The 22099-nt window shown below is 63.9% G+C and carries 15 protein-coding genes and 3 pseudogenes; 3 read left to right on the top strand and 15 right to left on the bottom strand.

The features are described from left to right. Positions 1 to 87: 87 nt before the first annotated feature. From groL to ACZ89F_RS23285, 4 genes are all read right to left on the bottom strand, one after another. Positions 88 to 1743, bottom strand: a complete 1656-nt coding sequence (gene groL / locus ACZ89F_RS23300) for a chaperonin GroEL (protein WP_476094418.1) — start codon at positions 1741 to 1743, stop codon at positions 88 to 90. Between the two features lie 62 nt (positions 1744 to 1805). Then, positions 1806 to 2102, bottom strand: a complete 297-nt coding sequence (gene groES / locus ACZ89F_RS23295) for a co-chaperone GroES (protein WP_476094417.1) — start codon at positions 2100 to 2102, stop codon at positions 1806 to 1808. Between the two features lie 398 nt (positions 2103 to 2500). Next, positions 2501 to 3628, bottom strand: a complete 1128-nt coding sequence (locus tag ACZ89F_RS23290; protein WP_476094416.1) for a TlpA disulfide reductase family protein — start codon at positions 3626 to 3628, stop codon at positions 2501 to 2503. 417 nt (positions 3629 to 4045) lie between these two features. Continuing rightward, positions 4046 to 4372 (bottom strand): helix-turn-helix domain-containing protein, encoded by a 327-nt coding sequence (locus tag ACZ89F_RS23285; protein WP_476094415.1) that lies wholly within the window; start codon positions 4370 to 4372, stop codon positions 4046 to 4048. A gap of 482 nt (positions 4373 to 4854) precedes the next feature. On the opposite strand from ACZ89F_RS23285, the gene ACZ89F_RS23280 reads away from it, so the two are divergent. The 3 genes and pseudogenes from ACZ89F_RS23280 to ACZ89F_RS23270 form a co-directional block, all read left to right on the top strand. Next, positions 4855 to 5193 carry a helix-turn-helix transcriptional regulator gene (locus ACZ89F_RS23280; RefSeq protein WP_476094414.1) on the top strand — a complete coding sequence of 113 codons (339 nt, stop codon included), beginning with the start codon at positions 4855 to 4857 and terminating at the stop codon, positions 5191 to 5193. Next, positions 5183 to 6499: a type II toxin-antitoxin system HipA family toxin gene (locus ACZ89F_RS23275; RefSeq protein WP_476094413.1), complete on the top strand. Its 1317-nt coding sequence runs from the start codon at positions 5183 to 5185 to the stop codon at positions 6497 to 6499. Before ACZ89F_RS23280 ends, ACZ89F_RS23275 begins: the two co-directional genes overlap by 11 nt. A gap of 866 nt (positions 6500 to 7365) precedes the next feature. Continuing rightward, positions 7366 to 7596, top strand: a pseudogene (locus ACZ89F_RS23270) (DNA repair exonuclease); the annotation flags it as partial. A 186-nt stretch (positions 7597 to 7782) separates the two neighbouring features. On the opposite strand, the gene ACZ89F_RS23265 reads toward ACZ89F_RS23270, so the two are convergent. The 11 genes and pseudogenes from ACZ89F_RS23265 to ACZ89F_RS23215 all read right to left on the bottom strand — a co-directional run bounded on the left by ACZ89F_RS23265 (position 7783) and on the right by ACZ89F_RS23215 (position 20635). Further along, positions 7783 to 9177: a M16 family metallopeptidase gene (locus ACZ89F_RS23265; protein ID WP_476094412.1), complete on the bottom strand. Its 1395-nt coding sequence runs from the start codon at positions 9175 to 9177 to the stop codon at positions 7783 to 7785. 1168 nt (positions 9178 to 10345) lie between these two features. After that, positions 10346 to 10465 (bottom strand): annotated as a pseudogene (locus ACZ89F_RS23260) (IS5/IS1182 family transposase); the annotation flags it as partial. A gap of 97 nt (positions 10466 to 10562) precedes the next feature. Continuing rightward, positions 10563 to 11612, bottom strand: coding sequence for a type 2 isopentenyl-diphosphate Delta-isomerase (gene fni / locus ACZ89F_RS23255; RefSeq protein WP_476094411.1), 1050 nt, complete (start codon positions 11610 to 11612; stop codon positions 10563 to 10565). An 85-nt stretch (positions 11613 to 11697) separates the two neighbouring features. Then, on the bottom strand, positions 11698 to 12600 hold the full coding sequence (locus ACZ89F_RS23250; protein WP_476094410.1) for a terpene synthase family protein: 903 nt from the start codon (positions 12598 to 12600) through the stop codon (positions 11698 to 11700). After that, the gene (locus tag ACZ89F_RS23245) at positions 12597 to 14144 is read right to left on the bottom strand and encodes a hypothetical protein (protein WP_476094409.1); all 1548 of its coding nucleotides are present in this window, start codon (positions 14142 to 14144) and stop codon (positions 12597 to 12599) included. Before ACZ89F_RS23245 ends, ACZ89F_RS23250 begins: the two co-directional genes overlap by 4 nt. Before the next feature lie 300 nt (positions 14145 to 14444). Next, complete coding sequence (locus tag ACZ89F_RS23240; protein ID WP_476097345.1) at positions 14445 to 15443, bottom strand: polyprenyl synthetase family protein; 999 nt, start codon at positions 15441 to 15443, stop codon at positions 14445 to 14447. 151 nt (positions 15444 to 15594) lie between these two features. Then, positions 15595 to 16938 (bottom strand): cytochrome P450, encoded by a 1344-nt coding sequence (locus ACZ89F_RS23235; protein WP_476094408.1) that lies wholly within the window; start codon positions 16936 to 16938, stop codon positions 15595 to 15597. Positions 16939 to 16946: 8 nt separating this feature from the next. Beyond that, positions 16947 to 17752: pseudogene (locus ACZ89F_RS23230) on the bottom strand (SDR family oxidoreductase). Further along, positions 17739 to 18047 carry a ferredoxin gene (locus tag ACZ89F_RS23225; protein ID WP_258120419.1) on the bottom strand — a complete coding sequence of 103 codons (309 nt, stop codon included), beginning with the start codon at positions 18045 to 18047 and terminating at the stop codon, positions 17739 to 17741. The pseudogene ACZ89F_RS23230 and the gene ACZ89F_RS23225 overlap by 14 nt, the downstream one beginning before the upstream one ends. Before the next feature lies 1 nt (position 18048). Further along, positions 18049 to 19341: a cytochrome P450 gene (locus ACZ89F_RS23220; RefSeq protein WP_476094407.1), complete on the bottom strand. Its 1293-nt coding sequence runs from the start codon at positions 19339 to 19341 to the stop codon at positions 18049 to 18051. Positions 19342 to 19432: 91 nt separating this feature from the next. Then, positions 19433 to 20635 (bottom strand): cytochrome P450, encoded by a 1203-nt coding sequence (locus tag ACZ89F_RS23215; RefSeq protein ID WP_476094406.1) that lies wholly within the window; start codon positions 20633 to 20635, stop codon positions 19433 to 19435. Positions 20636 to 22099: the final 1464 nt, after the last annotated feature.

Genomic DNA, 22099 nt, shown 5'->3' with positions numbered 1-22099 from the left:
CTCCGTTCTTGCATCCGGCTTGGCTCCGCGCCAGAGAAAAGGGCGGCATCACTGCCGCCCTTCCGAGCTTGTTGAGCTGCGTGGACCTTAGAAATCCATGCCGCCCATGCCGCCCATGCCGCCGCCGCCCATGCCGCCTGGCATGCCGCCGCCAGCCGACTCCTTCTTCGGAGCCTCCGCGATCATGGCTTCGGTGGTGACCAGCAGGCCGGCGACCGAGGCCGCGTCCTGGAGAGCCGTGCGCACGACCTTGACCGGATCGACGATACCCATGGCGATCATGTCGCCATATTCGCCGGTCTGGGCGTTGAAGCCGAAGGTCGGGCCCTTGTTGTCGAGGATCTTGCCGGCAACGATCGATGCTTCCGCACCGGCGTTGGCCGCGATCTGACGGGCCGGAGCCTGCAGCGCGCGACGCACGATGGCGATGCCAGCGGTCTGGTCGGAGTTGGCGCCGACAGCCTTGATGCTCAGCGAAGCGCGCAGCAGTGCGACGCCGCCGCCGGGAACGATGCCTTCTTCGACGGCCGCGCGGGTCGCGTTGAGGGCGTCGTCGACGCGGTCCTTCTTTTCCTTGACTTCGATCTCGGTCGCACCGCCGACGCGGATGACGGCAACGCCGCCCGCCAGCTTGGCGAGACGTTCCTGCAGCTTCTCCTTGTCGTAGTCCGAGGTGGTCTCCTCGATCTGCTGCTTGATCTGGGCGACGCGGCCCTGGATCTCGGCCTTCTTGCCGGCGCCGTCGACGATGGTGGTGTTCTCCTTGGAGATCGACACCTTCTTGGCGCGGCCGAGCATGTTGAGGCCGACATTCTCGAGCTTGATGCCGAGGTCTTCCGAAATGACCTGGCCACCGGTGAGGATGGCGATGTCTTCCAGCATGGCCTTGCGGCGATCACCGAAGCCCGGCGCCTTGACGGCGGCGATCTTCAGGCCGCCACGCAGCTTGTTGACGACCAGCGTGGCCAGGGCCTCGCCTTCGACGTCTTCCGAGATGATGACCAGCGGCTTCGAGGTCTGCACGACAGCCTCGAGGATCGGCAGCATGGCCTGCAGATTGGAGAGCTTCTTCTCGTGGAGAAGGATGTAGGCGTCTTCCAGATCCGCAACCATCTTGTCGGCGTTGGTGACGAAGTAGGGCGAGAGATAGCCGCGGTCGAACTGCATGCCTTCGACGACTTCGAGTTCGGTCTCGGCGGTCTTGGCTTCCTCGACCGTGATGACGCCCTCATTGCCGACCTTCTGCATCGCTTCGGCGATCATCGAGCCGACCGAAGCATCGCCATTGCCGGCGATGGTGCCGACCTGGGCAACCTCTTCCGAGGTCTTGATCTTCTTGGCGTTCTTGATCAGCGTCGCGACGACGTCGCTAACCGCGAGATCGATGCCGCGCTTCAGGTCCATCGGGTTCATGCCGGCGGCAACCGCCTTGTGGCCTTCCTGGACGATCGACTGCGCCAGAACGGTCGCGGTCGTGGTACCGTCGCCGGCGATGTCGTTGGTCTTCGAAGCAACTTCGCGGACCATCTGCGCGCCCATGTTCTCGAACTTGTCTTCAAGCTCGATTTCCTTGGCGACGGTGACGCCGTCCTTGGTGATGCGCGGGGCGCCGAACGACTTGTCGATGACGACGTTGCGGCCCTTGGGGCCGAGCGTGACCTTCACTGCGTCGGCGAGGATGTTGACGCCGCGCAGCATGCGCTCACGGGCATCGCGGGAGAATTTTACGTCTTTCGCAGTCATTTTCTACTCCTGGGCATTTCGCCCTAAATCCAGATTGGATGGTGATGAAAGGTGGCGGCGTGTCAGCCGATGATGCCCATCACGTCGGATTCCTTCATGATCAGAAGGTCTTCGCCATTGAGCTTGACTTCGGTGCCCGACCACTTGCCGAACAGGATGCGATCGCCGGCCTTGACGTCGAGCGGGACGAGCTTGCCGGCTTCGTCGCGGGCGCCGGAACCGACGGCGATGATCTCGCCTTCCTGCGGCTTCTCCTTAGCCGTATCGGGGATGATGATCCCGCCCGCGGTCTTCGCTTCGGACTCGACGCGGCGAACGACCACGCGGTCATGCAGCGGCCGGAAATTGGATTTTGCCATTTTGGATGTCCTGGTGCGGATGTTGAACGGTTCTCCGTTGCCGGAGCGTGCGAGTGCTATCGTGGCGCTGAGATAGGCGGTTGGCTGCCTCCCCGTCTTCCCCTGGGAGCAGGTGGATCGGTGGGCAGCGTCGAGCTGGCTAGTAAGCTTCTTCATGTTCCAAGTCTTACTCCAGTGCCATCTTTGATGGCTCCGGGAGACCCGCGGCCGCAGTATGTTTTGGTGAGGTGATCAGGCACGTCTTCTCCTTGGTCGGTCACGTGTTTGCGGATAACGGGAGGCGGGGCTGGACGCCTGGGCCGGCCTATTTGCACAACCACGTCAGGGAAATGGACGAATTGGCCAGTAAGCCATTCCGACTATCGCCCCTTCTTTGGTTTCCTCCTTGGCCGCCCCTTTCACCTTTTGGGAGAATCCTTTTGCGGAGCCACACAGAGAGCGCCGTAACAAACCTTCTCACCCTTGTAGTTGGCCAGAGCCTGCAGCAACGCCGGTAGAAGGTGCTGTTTCAGGTCGTCCGAGATAGGCTCCGGACCCTCTAGCGCTTTCAGTGCCTGCTCGACCAACTCGATGGCGCGATCTTTGTTGCCGCTCTCATGATAGTACTGAGCGACCATCGGATAAGACAGGAACTTCGAGCCGTCGCCTTGCGGCAGTGCCACGATGTGTTTGGACAGCTCTTCGCCCATCGCGAAGCGCTCAGCAGACGGAAAGCCGGAATAATCAAAGCCCCGCGCGAAGAGTTGCTGTAGCGCAGAATACATCCATTCCTCGGACTTTCTGTCGATCGCGTCGCGAACGAATTGGCGCATTACGGGCAAGCCGGCCTGCATGTCGCGCATTCTGTGAAGCAACAGATTCACATGTAACCGGTGGAAACCGAGTTTGTCCGGTATCAAGGTGATGCCTTCTTCAATCGCCGAGAGCGCCGTCTTCCAATCCTCGACCTCCATTGCCGGCCGAAGTTTGTCGTATATGGGCTTGGTCAGCGCTTGTTCGCGCGCCATGGGTTCGCCTTCCGCAATCCGCTCCGCATCGGCGGATTTTGCCTGATCGCTGGTGCGCCAGCTGCCGTTAAGCACCTTCGGCAAAACCTCATCGAGTTGCATCGGATCACCGATAAAGGCGATGTGACCATCTCGGTCGACCACGAACGAGGTGGGAATCCCGAAAGAAAAGCTGGGCTCCATCCAAAGCTTTTTCATTTCGCCTGTGGAGTCGAACGCCATCGGAAAGTTCAGATCCGTGAACTTTTCGGTCAGCCAAGCATCCAACTTGCTTCGGGCGCCATCGGCCGTTGGATCCTGTTCAAAAGCCGCGACTCCGACGATCTCAACTCCGCTGTCCTTGTATTTCTCCTGCAACTCCATCAGATGGGGTATCCCGACCACACATGCTCTGCACCAAGTTGCCCAAAATTCGACGATGTACACTTTGCCGGGCTGAAAGCTCGTGAGGGGCTCGCCACGCACCCAGTTCTCGACTTTAATCGAAGGAGCCGGGGACTCGATCTGTAATGCCGCCAATGTTGCTCTCCAAAGCTTGCTTTCTGCGCGAGCTTGTTCCCGCTCAGAGACGGCACATGGTTTAGGGGAGAGAGCATTGCTCGTCTTGCCCCACTGCGTGCAATCATCGTCAACTTTGCAAAGCCCGTGCCAGTGCGCTCAGCGCGCAGTAAGCGCATGAAGTATGCCTTGGAAAACCTCCACACTGCCGGATGGCGGTTGTAATGAACCCGACAAGTGTTACCTTTGTCAGGTTTTGGACGCGCACTGCCCGTGCTTCGCGCCGCTAGAAAAGCGTGGGCCTTCCGCGCGATCCTGAAGCCCCAAACCGTGAGAACCCGTGCGACACCGCCGCATCACGTCGTATCGTGCATCGATGCCAAGCGGCTCGCCGCACGCCAGAATAAACTTGGCGCTCCTCAAGATTGCAGAGTCAGGCTAGTGGGTTGCGTCCCGCGTCGTCGTCTCCAGCGTCAACCGGATCGTCTTGGCGATCTCCTCATCGCCGATCTGTCGCGGCGCGCCGGGACGCGGTTCATCGTAAAGGCTATCGAGCCTCTGTTCGGCAAAGCGCCGACGCAATGTGCCCACTGTGTTGGGCATTGCACCAAGACGTAAGGCAATTTCCTTGTTCTCCATCCTCTCACTGGCCAGCAGCACTATCTGCGCCCGTCGCGGCAGGCCTTGCGCCGTGCCTCGACGCCGGACCAGACCCTCCAGTTCACTCCGCTCTGCTGCGGAGCCAGCGCCTTGAGCAGTGGCCAACCTGGACTCTTACCGTCCTCGAAAAGCAATTGTTACGCAGATGCTTGTCCGCCCTGACCCGAGGCATCCTCCTGCACGCTTTCGCCGTTGCGCGACGAAGACCGCAACGCTTCATCGCGCTTGGCGTAGTGGCACCAGGGGCCGCCCATCGAATGACTCGTGCGAGGCGTCTCAAGGCTGTCCGCGATCCAGCGCCAGATCTCCGCCTCGCCCGAGGCGCGCAGAGCTGGCCGGTTGTGCAGGAGCGTAGGTAATATTCGCCGTCCTTGTTCGGATGGGTAACGCTTGCGTCTCCCGTCGCATTCTACCTCGCTTTCGGAACGTAGCCGTGCTGCGAACTCTTGCTGCATTTAAAGGTCGAATCAGGGGGATTCGGACCATATACGATACGGAGGCTTGACTTCGGCAGTCGCTCTGCGACATTACCTATATAAAAGTCGAAAGGAGGCGATATGGCTCATGGATAGGTCACGGAGACCCGAATGACGGCAACGCATAGACGGACCTATTCGCGCTACGCGATGGAGGCGCTTGGCCTTTTCGGTAAGAGCATCCGGCTGGGCCGGATGCAGCACCGGTTAACCGCACAGGAATTAGCCGAGAGAATCGGTGTTTCACGCAGCACTCTGCAGCGCATCGAGAAGGGCGATCCCAAAGTCGAAATCGGACTGATGTTCGAAGCTGCTGCCATTGTCGGTGTGAAGCTGTTCGATGCGGACGGCAAGGGCATCACAGCCCTCACAGGCCGCATGGACGATCGCATCGCGCTGCTGCCGAAGCACGTCTACAAGGCCGGCAAGCAGGTCGTCGATGAGTTCTAAGGTCCCCAAATACGACGAAGCCTATGTCTGGGTCTGGCTGCCGGGCGAGACCGCGCCGGTTGTCGCAGGGCGGCTATATGCCCATGACGGACTCGTCAGCTTCAACTATGGCAGGAGCTTTCGTGAACTGGGCAGGGCGATCCCGCTTTATCTCCCGGAACTGCCCCTGAAGGCAGGCGAATTGCCTTTGCTTCCTGGCCTAACCATGCCGGGATGCATCCGCGATGCTGCCCCCGATGCCTGGGGACGACGGGTTATCCTCAACCGCAAATTTGGTGTGAAGGGCGATGAAATAGCGCGGCTCGATATTTCAGAACTGACGTTCCTGCTGGAATCAGGCTCGGACCGCATCGGCGCGCTCGATTTTCAGTTTTCGCCCACGAATTACGAGCCGCGCGCACTGGCCAATGCCACTCTCGAAGAGCTTGTCCAATCGGCGGAGCGGGTAGAGAAAGGTATTCCGCTCACCCCCGAATTAGATCAGGCGCTGCATCACGGCAGCTCGATCGGCGGCGCAAGGCCCAAGGCGCTGATCGAGGACGACGCCGTCAAGCATGTCGCAAAATTTTCCTCGTCTGCCGACCTTTACAGCGTCGTCAAAGGAGAATTCATGGCCATGCGGCTTGCCGCCTTGTGCGGCATCAGAGCGGCATCCGTCTCGCTCGTCCGCGCCGCAGGCAAGGACGTGTTGCTCGTCGAGCGATTCGACCGGATCAAGGTCACGGGCGGCTGGCAACGGAAATCCATGGTCTCAGCGCTGACAATGCTCGCGCTCGATGAGATGATGGCGCGTTACGCCAGCTACCAGGATTTGGCGGAGATCATTCGCCACCGATTCACTGCGCCGTCGGAAACTCTGCGCGAGTTGTTCAGCCGCATTGTCTTCAACATACTTTGCGGCAACACCGACGATCATGCCCGCAACCATGCGGCGTTCTGGGACGGGGCTAAGCTCACCCTCACGCCTGCTTACGATATTTGTCCGCAGGCCCGCAGTGGCCAGGAGGCCAGCCAGGCCATGCTCATCAGCGGCAATAACCGCATGAGCCGGATCGCGTCCTGCCTTGAAGCCGCGCATCACTTCCTGCTCAACGCGCCGGAAGCTCTTGCGATTGTTGAAGGCCAGCTCCGATGCATCGCGGAGAATTGGCCGCGTGTCAGCGAGGAAGCTGCGCTATCCGGCACAGATCGCAATCTGTTCTGGGGCCGACAGTTCCTCAATCCCTACGCTTTTACGGCGCTGGAAGGGAGCGCCGACGTTCTCCGCGCTCTGGCTGACGAACTACGCAACAGTGTTCACGCCTGATCCGGCGCTGGATTTCGGACAAGCTCGGCAAGCGCAAGACGCCCACAATATGGACAATCCTTACCGTGCCAGCACGAGGACATGAACAGACGGCTCTTCGACAGCGACAGTTCGCTGACGCTGGCGAAGGGTCGCGATCCCGTTATTCAGGGGCCACCCGGGACAGGAAAATCGCAGACGATCGCAAACATTATCGGGTCGGCCGTTGCCGACGGAAAGACTGTGCTTTTCGTGGCCGAGAAAATGGCCGCGCTGGAAGTCGCGAAGCGACGGCTTGGTACTGCTGGGTGGGGGACGCCTGCCTCGAGCTCCATAGCAATAAGGCGAACAAGCGTATGATGCTGGAGGAGCTGCGGCGCACCTGGCAACTCGGATCGCCTCGCGGACAGCTTCCTTCTTCCTTGACTGAACGCGTGCTGGAGGCTCGGGATAAACTCAATGCACATGCTACCAGGATGCATGTTCCATATGGGGCCTCCGAACTCACCGCCTGATTAAGGCAGGCCGGTCAGAAACCCTGAACTTGAGGATGCCACCACTTGGACGGATGATGCTGTTTCGCAACGGCGCAAGCTGCTCGATGAGGTGTCTCAGCGGATCGATGAGATCGGCTTGCCGATCCACCATCCTTGGCGGGGGGTTGGCCTGGATGTCGTTCTTCCAACGACCATTGAGAGGCTCGTCCCAGGCATCGCGTCGCCAAAGGATTGTTAAGGCATCAAGACGGCTTGTTGGTTGTGAGCGGAATTAGCGAGTGAGGGGTTTAGGGTAGGCTAGAGGGTGAGCGGGACCTTTTCTCAGCCCCTCGTTGCAAGTTTGTCGAACCGGGATCAATCCCCTCTCTCGATTCGGTGGGCGGAGGCCGAATGGGATTTCGACGGTTCGTACACACGGCCGATATTTATCTCGACTTGCCTCTGCGTTCTCTGGCGCTGCGCAATCGCGATCTTGCGACACTCGTGGGCGATGCCAGCCGACAGGCTTTCGTGTCGATAGTGGATCTCAGCCTTGCTGAACGCGTGGATGCCTTGGAAGCCGGCGCGCCCTACGATGGCGATCAGACTTCAAGATTCAAGAGGATGTTAGCTTCGCGTATTTCTTATACGCGAAGCTAGAGCACTTTCTCGGAACGGTGGAGTCTCCGGCTAGGCAATCTAACCGCCGGGCGAGAACTGGTCTGCGAGGGCGAGCAGGCTGAAATCAAGGCGTTCATTCTGCCATACCATAGTCGATCAGCTACACGTCCCTTCAGCAACTATTGTAGAGCGCGAGATTATTCGTCGTTACGGGACCCCCGTGAGCCGCGGGCCAACGCTCATAATGGCGGGCTCGGCCGAAAGCAGCCTCTTCGCCGCCGCCCTGACCTGTTCGAGCGTCACCTGCTCGATGAGGGCCGGGCGCCGCTGGATGTAGTCTATACCGAGCTTGTCGAGCTGCAACTCGACGAGCGTGGCTGAAATCGAACTCGAGGAACCCAGATTGTCGATAGCATAGGCGCCGATCAGATACTTCTTGCTCGCTTCGAGCTCGGCCGCTGTTGGGCCTGTGTCCACCAGCTCCTTGATTACTTGTCTTATCAGGCCGAGCGTCTCGGCCGCCCTGTCGGCGCGCGTCGACGTGGTCACGACAAGCGTGTTGGAATGCTGGTAGCCTTCCAAGCTAGACGAGACACCGTAGGCAAGGCCGCGCTTTTCGCGCACTTCCTGGAACAGACGTGAGGTAAATGGCGAGCCTCCGAGTATATCGTTCAACAGCTGTCCCGCGTAGAATTCCGGGTCGCTGCGTCCGATGCCGGGAAAAGCCAGCTGGAGCGAAGTCTGGGGCAGTGCGTATGCGACCTGCGTCCGCTCCCCGAGCTTCGGGGTGACATCAGGTACGGGGGCGAGCGCCTGCTTCTGAGGCAAATCACCGAACAACTGGTCTAGCCTTGCACTCAGCTCCTTGGCATCAATGTCGCCGACGACCGCCACGTGGAGCCGGTCGCGGGCGAAAGCGGACTTGTGGAAGGCGCTTAGATCGGCGGGCGTTATGAGGGCGAGACTTTGCTTGGTACCCTCGTCCGGCCTGGAATACGGATGCGTGCCGTAGAGTCTGCGACGCCATGCAAGCTCGGCGATCGCGTGAGGTTCGCGCTCGTTGGCGACGATTCCGGAGAGAAGCTGGGCGCGTATGCGCTCGACCGGCTCCTGATCGAAGCGGGGCCTGTTCAACGCGAGCCTGATGAGATCGAAAGCGGGGTCCCGGTGCTCGGAAAGCAAGCGCATCGAGCCATGGATGCCGTCACGTCGCGCGTCGAAGCTCATCTCGGCGCCGGCATCATCGAGCTGGACCTGAAAGGTGTCGCTGTCGTAATGGCCGGCGCCCTCGTCGAGCAAGCCGGTCATCAAATTGGCAAGCCCTTCCTTACCGGCCGGGTCCTGGGTTGTGCCGCCGTCGAAGACCAAATCCATGGTGACGATCGGCGTCGAATGGTCTTCAACCAACCAGGCGGTAATCCCCTTTTCAGATTTCACCTCCTGGATGTTCATCGCTGCGTGGGCGGTGAGAGCCGGCCAAATCAGGAAGAAAATGGACACGAGAAGGATGGCTGGCCACGAGGCGAGGCGCGCGGCCCTCTCTCCTAGAACAACGGGAGAGAGCAAGGCTTGTGCAATGTTGCGGATCTGGTGTGTCATCACGTCAATTCTCTGTCTTGGGCAAGAGATAGCCAGTGGTCGAATGGTCGGACACGACGCGAGAACTTCGTTCGAGCCATGACCATTCAAATGTACGCGTGCGCCGTCTACGCGTGCGTCGCTTGACAGGAAACCGTCCCCGGAATGCGGCCAAGGCAAACGTCCAAAATTCGCAATTGCATGGCAAGGAGCGTTGTTCCGGCGTGCCTTCTCTTGGGTCCCATCGCATTTAGCCCTGGGGCTGCTGCTTCTGCTAACTGCCTCGGAAAGGGACAATGAATGCTCGCCCGGTGCTTCACTATCATCTTCACCGCCGTGTGCGGTCGTTCGCAATCATGCTTCCGCGTTTCGGTCGCCACTTCTCAGCAGAAAAATCTCTGCCGGAGCCAATCTCCGTTCGGTCCGGTCGATGAGGCCGCTTCCGTGGCACGCCAATGGCAAAAACAATGTCTTCTGAGAGGAGCTGAGTGTTTACTGAAGGGTAAACAAGGGTGCTTGTCTGTGGCCTGGGGATCTTCCCGGTGGCGTTTGCCTATCGCTTCCGCGACCGGAGCATTCCAACACAAAACGCGCGATCCTGTCCTCACGCATGCGTGATACTCGATTCGATCGAGGAGAGTCTCCTTGCGAACGGCGTTTTTGGAACCTCTCCGTATCGGTAGGGTTGGCCCAAAGTGTCGAGCCGATTGAAAACACTGCATGTAAAGCTAGGTCAAGGGATCAAGTCTGGCGGGCTTGATTGCCGAAATTGCCTCTACAAAAGAGCAGCACAAACTACTCGCCGCCCAAGCCAACCTCGCCAGTGCCAAAGCGAGCCGCAAGGGAGCCAGCATACGACTGAAAGAGGCCGATTTGCAGTCCGGAGACAGAGCACTCTGAGCCGGAACAAGGCAGCATCGGTCGCCGACTTGGAGAAAGCACGCGGCCGTTCGCGACTTCCGATCCGGCGAGAACGGTCGCGAGAAACTCGAGACTTGGCTGCCGCGCCGGATGAAATCCCCGATCGAATGCTACACATTCACGGCGGCTTCCGCGCGGCCGATCAGTGGGCCGAGGTCCGGTCGCAGTTTGCGCCGCCACCGCTGCATGAGCGGACAGGGGAGGGCGGCGAAGATTCCCCGGCCCGTTCCTGCGACGCGGCTGCTTCCGCCGTCTCTTAAGTTGGATGTGCACGTATTCGCGCTTCATTGACCATCAGCCGGATCGGGCGCAGTGGATGATCGGCTGGAACGAAATCCTCCAACCGCTTCATCGTGAACAGCTGCCCCATGAACACATCGCCCCCGCGCATCGAACCGCCTCGCCAAGGTGGATCAGCAGCTATCTTTGGCGTAGGTATTTCAGCAGCCTGCTAGGCGCCCCGCCGCCACGTGCGGGCCATGCCGGCATCAACCGGCGGGCAGATTCGCCGAGGGCAACAAGCGCGCCTGACGCAACGCCGCCAGATCAGCCGAGCCGGTGCAGAAGCAGGCGACGGCCAACTGGCGGATGACGATCTCGAAATGCGCGACAACCGCCTCGGTGGACACCGTCCCCGCGCGCAGCACGCCGGCCGCCTGCCCGGCGATGTCCGCGCCCAGGCGGATGGCCTTGGCCACGTCGACGCCGTCGCGGATCCCGCCCGACGCGATCAGCTTCACCGTCGGCAGCGCCCGACGTACCGCCTGCACGCTGGCCGGGGTCGGAATCCCCCAATCTGCGAACGCCATCGCCACTGCACGGTCGGCGGCATCGCGGGCGCGCTCGCCCTCCACCGCGGCCCAACAGGTGCCGCCGGCGCCGGCGACATCGATCACCGCCACGCCCGCCTCGACGAGCGCACAGGCCACCGAGGCGGACAGGCCCGCCCCCACTTCCTTGGCCACGATCGGCACGCCCACGCTGCGCGCGGCGCGAGCGATCTGCGCCAGGACGCCGCGCCAGTCGCGGTCGCCCTCCGGCTGTACCGCTTCCTGCAGCGGATTGAGGTGGACGATGAGTCCATCGGCCTCCAGCGCATCAACCGCCCGGCGCGCCAGGTCCAGGCCGTCGGCCTCGCGCAGTTGCGCGGCGCCGATATTGGCCAGCAAGGGAATGTCTGGGGCCAGGCGGCGCAGCGCGCGCGTCAGCCCCTGGGAGTTGCGGGATTGCAGGCTCACGCGCTGCGAACCGACGCACATGGCGATCCCTAATGCTTGCGCTGCCTCGCTCAGATGCCGGTTAATGGCCTCGGCGCGTGGCATGCCGCCGGTCATGGAGCTGATCAGCAGCGGCGCGCGCATGGTCTTGCCCAGCAGCGAGGCGCGCAGGTCGATCTGCGTCAGGTCCAACTCGGGCAATGCGCAGTGTTCGAAACGGATGTACTCCCAGCCGGCGGCGACCGTGGCCGGCGCCGTTCGCCGGTCCAGCACGATGTCCAGATGGTCGTCCTTGCGCCCGCTCAGGGCGGTGTCGGTCATGCTCGCTCCATCCGTCGCATCGGGCGACGGCGTTGCGTCGGATCGGACCAACGGCAGCGCGCGCACGCCGCCGCCTCCGGCGCGTTCAGGCCGGCGCACGCTGGCCTTCCCCCGCAGCGTCGCTGCGGTAGCGGCTGGTCGAAGTCTGGTAGTACTGCGCGCGGATGGCCGCCATGGCCTCGATCAACGGTCCCCACGGCGCGGGAAAGCGTTCTTCCGCCATCACCCGGTGCAGCATGCGCGTATGGCCGGCCAGCTCGTCTTTGAGGAATTCCATCACAGCCATAGCCGGATAGCGCTGCAGCAGCAGGATCGCCGCGTTGTCGGCCTCGCCGGCCGACCTGTCCTTGTCGCGTCCATGCAGATCGTTCTGCAGGCGCCCTATCGCGGAGATGAGCCGCAGGACCTGGCGAAACGCCGGACGCGCGCGCAAGGTCGCCATGTCCAGCCCCCACAGCAACGACAGGCAACAGAACACGTTCGCGTAGGCGATCGAATCGATGCCGTTGTGCAGGTACTCGGCGTAGGACCAGCGTTCCGCCCCTGCCGGCTGCGCGTGTCCCGCGCGCAGCGCCGCGCAGTAGCACCGGGTATCGTCGAGAAGCTGAGCATAGTCGCGACGATCGTAGGCGAGCGCGGCCAGCGAAGCGCGCAGCACAGCGCAGCCCTCGAATCCGGGGAGCACGCACGGCACGCCGTGCCCCAGCGCCTGCTCCACCGCGGCGAGTTGCTCCGGCGCGATCAGGCCAAGGTCGTTGCAATCGTCGAGCCAGAACAGCAGCGCCAGTTCGCGATAGAACGCCACGATCAGCGTTTCGTCCTGCGGATCGCGGCCGGTGCGGGCGCTGATGTCGCGCAGGCTCGGGTGGATGCGCCGCAGGATGTACTGGCCGCCCCTGACCGCTTCCACGGCATGCTCGTCGGCGAACCCGGTCAGGGAACGCCCCCACTCCAGCACCTTCTGCAGCGCGCGTTCGGTCTGGATCATGGCTCCGCTCCTGCTCCCTCGGCCAGAACGCGCCGCCCCCAACGAAGCGCCAGCCACAACCCGGCGAGTTCGGCCACGCGCACGACCCGGATGGGGCAATACAGTTCCTTGCCGATCCACAGCGGCGTCTGCGGCAATGCATGCGCCGCATGACGGGCGAGCATCCACTCCAGCGCACGCGCCACCGCCTGCGCGATGCGCCGGCGCCCTGTCGGCTCTTCGCTCCCGTCCATCACGTGCAACGCGAACAGCGCATAGGCGGTTTCCTCGAATGTGGGTGCGCGACCGGCGCCCCAGCCGCCGTCGTCGCGCTGCGCCTGCAGCAGCGCCGCCAGCGCTCGCTCGTCGCGCCACTGGGGCTTGCCTTGCGCCAGCGCAGCGACCGCATGCGCGGTGGGATACAGCCACGAAACGTGCCATTTTTCGTTGTCCCATAGACCGTGCGGGTTGCGATTGGCCTCGACGTAGGCGCTGGTACCGGCGGCGGGCTTTCCCAACAGTCGCAACGCATGCAGGGCATGGATGTTGGTCGACACCGAGGCATTGCGCTCGCCGGGGAAGGTGGCGAACAGCTCGCCGACTTCGAAATGGCGCAACGCATCGACCGTCGGGGCGCGGCCTGCAAGGCGCAGGACGCACATCGCGACAGCGGTGTCGTCCGCATCGGCCGCGAAGTGCAAGGCCGGGCCCAGACCGCGCACGCCCAGGCGGGCGTCGAGCTGCGCGACGATCACGCGCACCGCCTCGGCGAGCGCGGGATGCGCGAACAGCCCGGCCAGATGCAGGGTGTACAGCGACCAGCATGGCTCGAACACATTGATCGGCCAGACGTTGGGAACGACACCTTCGATGCCGCTGCGCGTCGCCCGCGATGCCGCCTGCAGATACGCGTCGGCGCGCCCGACCTGCGGCGTGCTCCCCTGTGTCACGGCGTGCGCACGCCACGCGACGGTGGCCGCCGGACTGATGCCGATGCTGCCGTCGTCATCCGGGCATGCGGTGGTCGGCGACGTCCCCCAGGCTTCCCAGGAGTGCAGCAACGGATGGCCGCTCGGCAACCTGCCCACCGCCCCCAGCTTGACCAGGCACGCTTGCCGCAACGGCAACAGCGCCGGGTGGCGCGGAAACGCCACCCCGCCCAGCAAGGATGCGGCCTCGCCGCACAACTGCGGTAGGATCAGCTCCGCGCCGATCGGCGCGTCTTCCGGCACCGCATGAGCGTAGGGATCGGGCTGGCGCTTGAGGAACCGGGTTGCAGCCTGGACTGCGTCGGCAGCGCCGGGAAGAGGATCGGCACGCTGCAATGCCAGCAACGCCGCCCACGTGGGCGCATGGCGGAACAGCGGGAAGTCCGCGCTTCCCCACCCGCCATCGGCCTGTTGCTGCGCGATGAGCCACGCGTATGCGTCCTGCCGACCGGTGGCGTTGCCGAACTGCAGAGCTCGCGCCGTGTCGTAGACGGACGGACCGACGCTGCCGCCGTCGCTCATCTCGCTCAGCAGGTGGCGCAATTCGGAAAGGATCTGTTCGGACAGCGCGTTCACGCGGAATGTTCCTTCTGCAGACGGTTGACAGGATGGAGCAGACGCCGCGCACGTCGCCGCAGGCCCGTCGCGGCCCGGCGCATGGGCAGCGCCGGACGGCCGCCCTGCTCCGGCGCGGCGACGCGCCCCGATGCTGGCGCCGGTCCGCCGCATAGGCTTGCGCGCAGCGCGCCGCGTCCGCCGCGACCGTGCTGGGCAACCGCTGCGATCGGCGCCGCGGACTCGGACATAGTGGAGCATGCACCGCTGCCGCCGGCCGATCGCAGCGGCACAGGGGCGACTCGATGCGGACGGGCGCTCTCATGCGCATGGCGCGTGCTGGAACAGATACGCGTTGGCCCGCTGCAGCATCTGCCCCAACCGTTCCGCACGCGGCCCCAGCGGGGCGATGGCCTCCCCGGCGTCGCGCAACAGATCCAGCGCGAACTGGCGCGCTGCCTGCAGCCCCATGATCGACGCGCAGGTCGGCTTCTGCGCCGCCGCGTCCTTGCCGGGGGTCTTACCCAGCGTCGCGGTATCCGCTGTCGCGTCGAGAATGTCGTCGACCACCTGCAGCGTCAGGCCGAAACAGGCGCTGTAGCGATCGAGCGCACAGTACAGCGCAGCGTGCGCGGCATCCCCCGGGATGGCGCATAGCGCGCCCATGCGAACGGACGCGCGCACCAGCGCTCCGGTCTTCATCCGGTGCATCGCCACGATCCTGTCCAGCTCGACGTGCTTTCCAACCAGCGACAGATCGATGGCCTGCCCGCCTGCGGCACCGTTTGCGGACACCGCCTTCGCCAGTTCGCGCACGAGCGCGATACGGTTGTCGCCCGGCGCATCCAGGCTCGCCAGGGTCAGGAAGGCGTGCGCCTGCAGCGCATCGCCGACCAGGATCGCAGTGGCTTCGCCGAACTTGACGTGCACGGTCGGAAGGCCGCGGCGAAGCACGTCGTTGTCCATCGCGGGCAGGTCGTCATGGACCAGGGTACAGGCGTGAATCATCTCGATAGCGGCGCCGACGTCGTCCAGCATGTGCGCGGGTGTGTCGGCCAGCGCGCCGGCAGCCAGACAGAGCAAGGCGCGGGTGCGCTTCCCGCCATGCAAGGTGGCGTAGCGCATCGCCGCCATCAGCTCGGTCTCACCTTCGTCTTCGGCGCAGAGAAGGCGCGCCAACGCCTGTTCGACCCGCTTTGCGCCGTCCTGCATCCAGATCTGTGGCAGCAGCCTGCCGGATGCGCCGCGCGCCTGCGCGCCTAATTCGCCGAGCGCGGAAACGCCAGTTCGGTCGTCGTGTAGCGTGGAACCGGCCTGCATGTTGTTCATGTCCGTGTACCTGACAGGAGGCGGCCACGGCGAGCGGCGAGCCGCCGCGGTGTTGCCGGCGTGGCACCGAGCGCGCGTGCCCAGTGCAGTAATGCCGCTCGTCGCTGGCGCCGCTGCCTCGCTACACGCACGCGATGCCAGTTCATGAGAATCCGATGCGGATTGCCATGGACGGATTTGCGGTCGGGTAATAGCGCCGGCCTTTTTCGACGTCGCTCAGCAACCGCGGCCGCACCCCGGCCTTTTGCATGGTCAGCGCCAAGGCGATGCAGAACTGCACCAGTTCCAGCCATACTAGGTGGTAGCCAATGCAGACGTGTGGGCCGGTACCGAACTGCAGCATGTCCACCGACCGGATCGGCTCCGTGCGTTGCAGCCACCGCGCCAAGCGGAACTGATCAGGCGCCTCGTGCAGCAGCGCCGAGGTCGAGAAATGCAGCAGCGGGATGCACAGATGGGTGCCCGCGGGAATGCGCCGTTGGCCGAGTTGCAATTCCTGCAGCGCGCGACGCGGCAGGAGCGTGACCGCCGGATGCAGACGAAGCGTCTCGCGGAACAGCGCCTCGGCGACCGGACACTGCGCCAGGTCCGCGTGCCGGGTCGGCACCGCGCCCACGCGTTGCGCCTCTTCGACCAGGGCGTCCCACAGCACAGGCTGTCGCGCCAGCTCGATCACCATCCAGGCCATCGTCGAGGCGGTGGTCTCGTGACCGCCAAGCAGCAGCAAGCGGATATTGGCGACCAGGACCTCATCGGAGAGCGCATCGTCGCTGCGGTCGAAGGCGCTCACCATGTCCTTGATCAACCCGGTGCGCGCGGCATGCGCGCGCGCGTCGCGGACGAACTGGCGCAACTGCGCGTCGATCCAGTCGCGAGCGGCGCGGCCGCGCCGCAAGGGCAGTCCGGGCAGGTCGATCGGGGGCGCGACGATCAACCTCACCAGTTGCCGGTACTTGCGATGCCATCCCGGCAGGTCCTGCGCCGGGATTCCCATGAGGCTGAAGATGAGCTTTAGCATCAGGTCGCCGGTTTCGCGCAGGATGGTTACGTCCCCGCGGTCGCGCCACGCCTGCACCCGCGCCCGGATGACGGGCTCGAACAGGTCGCCGATGCCGGCCTGGGTCAGCCCCTTGGGCAGGAACGCCGCCTTGATCGCATCGCGCGCCTGCCGGTGCGCGCTGCCGTCCTGGGCGACCAACGTTCCACCAAGCAATTCTGGCGCGATCCCTTCGATCAGCGCCGAGGACACGTCCTTGTGCCGGAGCAGTGCGAACGCGTCCGGATCCACGCAGGTCATCAGGTGTCCGGCAGGGCCGAAATCCAGCCAGAAATGGCTGCCCAGCGTCCGTTCCGCGCGCCGCAGCAGGCGCGGCAGGTCGCAGACGATGGCGGGAAGATGCCCGACCAGGGGGAAAGCGCCGGGCACGACCGGGATGTCGTGCCGCAGCCGGTGGCGACGGTTCAGCGGGTTGAGCAGCATGTCCATCAGCTCCATCAGCAGCGCGGCGCCGCGGCCGCTCCGGGGGTGTCGCCGGCAGGCCGCGCGGCGCGGTTGTTGCCACCGTCGGCGTACGTCGGCACATGCGCCAGCATGCCGCCGTCCGATGCACACGACCTGGCCAGCATGAACGCAGCATCATCGAAGAGCAGGAACGTCACCTGCGCGGCCACGTCCTTGGGGCGGCCGACGCGCCGCAGGAGCTGGTGCCGACGCAGATGCCGTTGCATGCACTCGTCCAGTTTGGCGAGGAGACGCTCGGTCATGATGAGACCCGGCGCAACCGCGTTGCGGCGGATCTGCGCACGACCGTACTGGGTGGCGAGCGAGGCCGACAGCATTTTCATCGCCGCCTTCGACGCGGCGTAGGACGTCTGCGCGGTGTCACCGCTGAGCCCCTGGCACGACGATATGTTGACGATCGCGCCACCGCCGCGGGCGAGCTCAGATTGGTCGCCATGGTCTGATCCCAGACCGCCAGGTCCAGGCCCAGGATCGCGCGGTCGTGCGGGTCAGATGCATGGCGCTCGCGTTGTTCACCAGCAGGTCGACCCGACCGAAGTGCCGCTCCGCCCTCTCGAACAGCGCTGCCACCGCCTGCGCATCGGCGATGTCCTTGGCCAGAGCCAGCGCGTGGCCACGCTTCGGCCGCGATCTGCGCGATGCAGGCGATGGCCGCCGAGCCATCAATGTCGGCCACCACCACTCTGCCGCCCTCGGCCGCGATGGCGAGGGCACATGCCTTGCCGATGCCGGCGCCGGCGCCGGTCACCACGGCCATCTTGCCTTCAGACCGTCCCATCGTGTCCTCCTGGATTGCGTTGGTCTTTCGCGGCATGCCGCCCGGGTTCCGCCGGAGAAGGCGCAGGGTCGGCGCTGGTGCGCTCGTCATCGCCAGCGTCGCTTTCTATGACCCGAATGGCGGCGACCGGGCACTGGCTGGCCGCCAGCCGCACGGCGGCGTGCAACGCCTGCGGCACCGTCGCCACGCACACTTCGGCTACGCCGTCCCGTTCGCGCTGGCGAAAGGTGCTCGGCAGCGTCAGCACGCACTGCCCGGTGGTTCCGCACAGATCCTGGTCGACCACGACGCGCATCTCAGCCCCCCGCCTGCGCATGCAGCCGCACCGGCAGCGCGCGGAACGTCCTAAGGAACGCGGAGGGCTCCCGGGTCGGCTGCTCGGCCAATGTCAGCGTGGGGAAGCGCGCGAGGATCCGCGGCAGGCTCTCGGCCAACTCCACCCGGGCCAGTTGCGCACCGGGGCAGAAGTGGATGCCGTGGCCGAAGCTAAGCATGATCTTCCCGTCGGTCGACATGCCGGGACTGGTCCCGTAGAACCGGGCGGGATCGAAGCGGTCGGGATCGGCGAAGGCGTCCGGGTCGCGATTGCCGGCCGCGATCAGCACGCGCACGTCCGCGTTCTTCGGGATCACGACGCCGCCCAGTTCGATGTCGCGCTGGGCGATACGCGGAGTGGCGCTGAACATGGCGGGCGCGTCGCAGCGCAGGACTTCTTCGACGAATGCCTTCACCCCCACGGCCTCTCCCTGCAGCCAGTGCCGCTGTTCGGGAAACGCCAGCATCGCCAGGACCGCATGGTCGATGGTCGCAGCAGTGGTGGTGAAGCCGCCCAACAGCATGCCCCACAGCATGCTGATCAACTCCACATCCGACAGCGTGTCGGCATCGTCGTCGTGTGCGCCGACCAGCATCGACACGATGTCGTGGCGGGGATCGGTGCGCTTGCGCTGTATGAGGTCGCCGAAGTAGGCCTGCACCCTGGCGCTGCCCGCGTCCGCCGCGGCGAGCTGGGCATCGCTGGCGTGCGGGCTCAGGCCTTCCAGAATGGCGCCGATGCCGGCGGCGAGCCCGAACATGTCGTCCTGGGGCATACCGAACAGTTCGGCGAAGACCAGCATGGGCAAGGCCAGCGCGAATTCCCGATGCAGGTCCACCGCCTCCCCGCGCTCCAGCGCGGGCGCCATGCCGTCCAGGCGCGCTGCGACGATGCGCGCGATGCTCGGCCGCAGGCTGTCGATCTGGCGCATGGTAAAATCACGAGAGATCAGCCGGCGCAGACGCGTATGCGTCGGTGGGTCCTTCATCGCTATCGTGGACGCCATCAGATTGAGCGACAGGCTGGTGGCCGCACGCGGGAAATAGCGCGCCAGTTCGCCCGGCGCCGGTCCCCGAAACGCATCGCCCGTGGCCTCGAGCGCCCAGTAGATATCGGCGTGGCGGCTCAACAGAAAGAGACCCGAGGCCGCGCGATGCACCGGATCGTGCTCGCGTAACCACCGCATAAACGGATACGGGTCGTGGATACACGCTGGCGACGCCAGTTCGGCGAAGGCGTCCCGGCATGCTGCCGTGGTTTCTTGCACGTCCATCTTGGTTACCTCTTGGCTGGCTGATCTGACCGGCGCGCCAGGCGCGAGGGTAAATGCGGAGAAAATTGCGATTTCCGGCGGCGTCAACGCATCACCAGAGCACCGGGAGCTCCTCGAACCCGCCAGTGATGATCTCCTTGCGCAACTTCAGTTCTTCGGGCGCCACCGCCAGGCGCAGCGCGGGAAAGCGCTGGAAGATCGAACCGAACACCACCTTGAGTTCCAGCCTGGCCAGCGCCAAGCCCATGCAGTAGTGGGGCCCGTGGGAGAACGTCAGGTGCGGGTTTTCTTCGCGTCCGATGTCGAACATTTCCGGGTCTTTGAAATGGCGCGGATCGAAGGACGTCGCCGGCAGGCCGACCAGCACCTTGCTCTCCGCGGGAATATGCACGCCCGCAATAGTTACGTCGGTCCTTGGATACCGCATGATGCCGTCCCAGCCCGCGCCCGGCGGGTACATGCGCAGGATTTCCTCCACCGCCTTGTCCACCAGGGATGGATCGCCGACCAGGCGTTCGCGCTGTTGGGGATGGCGGAACATTGCCAGCAGGCCGAATTCGATCTGCGCGGCAGTGCTCTCGTGCCCCGCCACCAGCATACCCGCCGCCAGCCCGATCGCCTCTTCCTCGGTCGCCTTGCCCTGGTCGACGGCCGCGAGCAGATCGGTCAGCAGGTTGTCGCCCGGATCCTGGCGCTTCTCCCGCATCTTGCCGCGAATGTAGGCGCGCAGTTCTTCCCAGGCCACACGCGACGCGCTGCGCGGGCCGCTTTCATGCTGGTGCGTCATCACCTCGTCGGACAGCCCGGCGAAAAAGGCGTGATCCTCGTAGAGCACGCCCATCAGCCCGCTGATGACCATGGCCGGAAGCGGAAAGGAGAGATGGCGCCGCAGGTCGGCGGGCTGAGGCTGGGCCCCCAGCGTCTCGAACAGCTGCGCGGCGATCGCCTCGAGCTGCTGCGCGAGCAGCTTTACCCTGCGGTTGCTGAAGGCCGGTGCAACAATGGTGCGTAACCGGGCATGCTCGCCGCCCTCGTGCGAGACCAGCCACCCCGGCGAACCGAGCATCACCGAATCCGGGGTGAATGCCGCCGGCGGCATTCCCGCGGGGCGGAAGGCCGCGTCGGACAGCACCGCCTTGGCCTCGTCGTAGCCTGTCACCCACCAGCCTTCGTGCCCGGACGGGAAGCGCACGCGGTGGATCGGACCGTTGGCGCGTAGCGCCAACATCTCGGGCGAGGGCTCGATGTGATCGACGCGCCACATCGGCAGCGTCGGCAAGGGTTGTTCGAACATGGTGGCACTTCACTTTCTAAGCGATGGAAGGGCGGAAGGTGACGGCAGGCACTGCGGCGGGCAGCGAATGACGTAAGACGGCACGTAGACGACGTCCTCCGCGGCGATAGTCAGCGCCCAGCTCCTCCAGCCGCACGAACAGCGCGGGGAGCGCGGCGCAATTCCAGGCGCGCCAGCGCAGCGCCCAGGCAGCCCCTGTACGCTCAAGTGATCGGACCAGGCGAATTTGGGAGGTTGACGTTTTTCGCCGTTCACATCCAACCTGGCCAATTCTGTCCCTCACATCAACATTAGGGTTGGCCGCAGTAAACTACGTGCTGTATCGGCCATCGTGCAGTCACCCTCACTCAGTGTTGCCGCACTGATATGAGCAAGGCCTGTGCCAACACGCTCAGCCCGCAGTAAGCGCTTGTTCGCTTTGACAAAGCTCCACATTGCCCAGATTGCCTGTGGTAGTGAACCTGACATTTTCGACAATGTTTGTTTTTGAACATGAGATTTTTGTCTGCCGTTGTCGGATTGTGGGCATGCATCGGTTCTGTCGCAAACGGAACAGCAACCCATATTCGGCACGAGGCCCTTTTTTCGGGGAGCGCGCTCGCAAGTCTAAACGCCCGTGATCTTGCTGTGAGTGCGCTGGTATCTGGCCACAGTCTCAGCCTGCGCGGCTGGAGGAGATGGTGGGTGAACGCGGATCATCCGGCTGTGCACCGCTGGGTCGTTCACTCCTCGCCCCAGCTTCTGGAGCGCTTGCGTCGCTTGACAGGACACCGTTCCACAATGCGCCAAGGCAAACGTCCAAATTCGCAATTGCATGGCAAGGAGCGTTGTTCCGGCGTGCCTTCTCTTGGGTCCATCGCCTTGGCCCTGGGACTGCTGCTGCTGCTAACTGCCTAGGAAAGGGACAATGAATGCTCGCCCGCTGCGACTTCTCAGCAGAAAAATCTGTTGCCGAAGCCAATTCGGTTCAAAATGAGAGTCAATGCCGCTTAATTGGCCTTCCGAAGACACAAGACTCTAAGCCGGAGCAAGGCAGGATCGGCCGCGGACCTGGTGAAAGCGCAAACGACGTTTTTTGTGCAAGAGGCGAAAGCCGAGCAATTTGAAGCGCGCTCGCGGTTGAGGCTCGTGCAACGCTCGACGATACGAAGCTCAGCGCGCCGATGGGACGGTGTCGTCGTTGGTTGTGCTGGCTCAAGAGGGTCAAACCCTGAACTCAAGTCAGGCCATGCCGGCGATTGTGGTTCTTGCACAGCTCGACGTCATGCCGGTGAGCGTGCTGGAGCTAAACTACCCGTCGGAGACCTGATGGTCCGACGATCAGCGGCCGTGGCGTCAGCGCGCCCGTCCGTTGCTCGGTCGTCAGCGCATCCTTGCTCACGCGGGTAGATCTCAGGTGCCTGATAGGACTCGACGAGCAGCGACAGACGCGGTTCTGCAGTTTTCTTCCCGAGCATTACAGGC

It is taken from the genome of Mesorhizobium sp. USDA 3734 (assembly GCF_056279665.1).
This window is presented reverse-complemented; position numbering and strand designations above follow the sequence as displayed.

Coding starts and splice junctions, on each gene's coding strand:
- ACZ89F_RS23235 (WP_476094408.1), bottom strand. CDS start 16,938: ATGGACATGCTGCTCAACCCGCTGAACCGTCGCCACCGGCTGCGGCAC.
- ACZ89F_RS23215 (WP_476094406.1), bottom strand. CDS start 20,635: ATGTTCGAACAACCCTTGCCGACGCTGCCGATGTGGCGCGTCGATCAC.
- ACZ89F_RS23240 (WP_476097345.1), bottom strand. CDS start 15,443: ATGCAGGCCGGTTCCACGCTACACGACGACCGAACTGGCGTTTCCGCG.
- ACZ89F_RS23280 (WP_476094414.1), top strand. CDS start 4,855: ATGACGGCAACGCATAGACGGACCTATTCGCGCTACGCGATGGAGGCG.
- ACZ89F_RS23275 (WP_476094413.1), top strand. CDS start 5,183: ATGAGTTCTAAGGTCCCCAAATACGACGAAGCCTATGTCTGGGTCTGG.
- groL (WP_476094418.1), bottom strand. CDS start 1,743: ATGACTGCGAAAGACGTAAAATTCTCCCGCGATGCCCGTGAGCGCATG.
- ACZ89F_RS23220 (WP_476094407.1), bottom strand. CDS start 19,341: ATGGACGTGCAAGAAACCACGGCAGCATGCCGGGACGCCTTCGCCGAA.
- ACZ89F_RS23225 (WP_258120419.1), bottom strand. CDS start 18,047: ATGCGCGTCGTGGTCGACCAGGATCTGTGCGGAACCACCGGGCAGTGC.
- fni (WP_476094411.1), bottom strand. CDS start 11,612: ATGACCGACACCGCCCTGAGCGGGCGCAAGGACGACCATCTGGACATC.
- groES (WP_476094417.1), bottom strand. CDS start 2,102: ATGGCAAAATCCAATTTCCGGCCGCTGCATGACCGCGTGGTCGTTCGC.
- ACZ89F_RS23250 (WP_476094410.1), bottom strand. CDS start 12,600: ATGATCCAGACCGAACGCGCGCTGCAGAAGGTGCTGGAGTGGGGGCGT.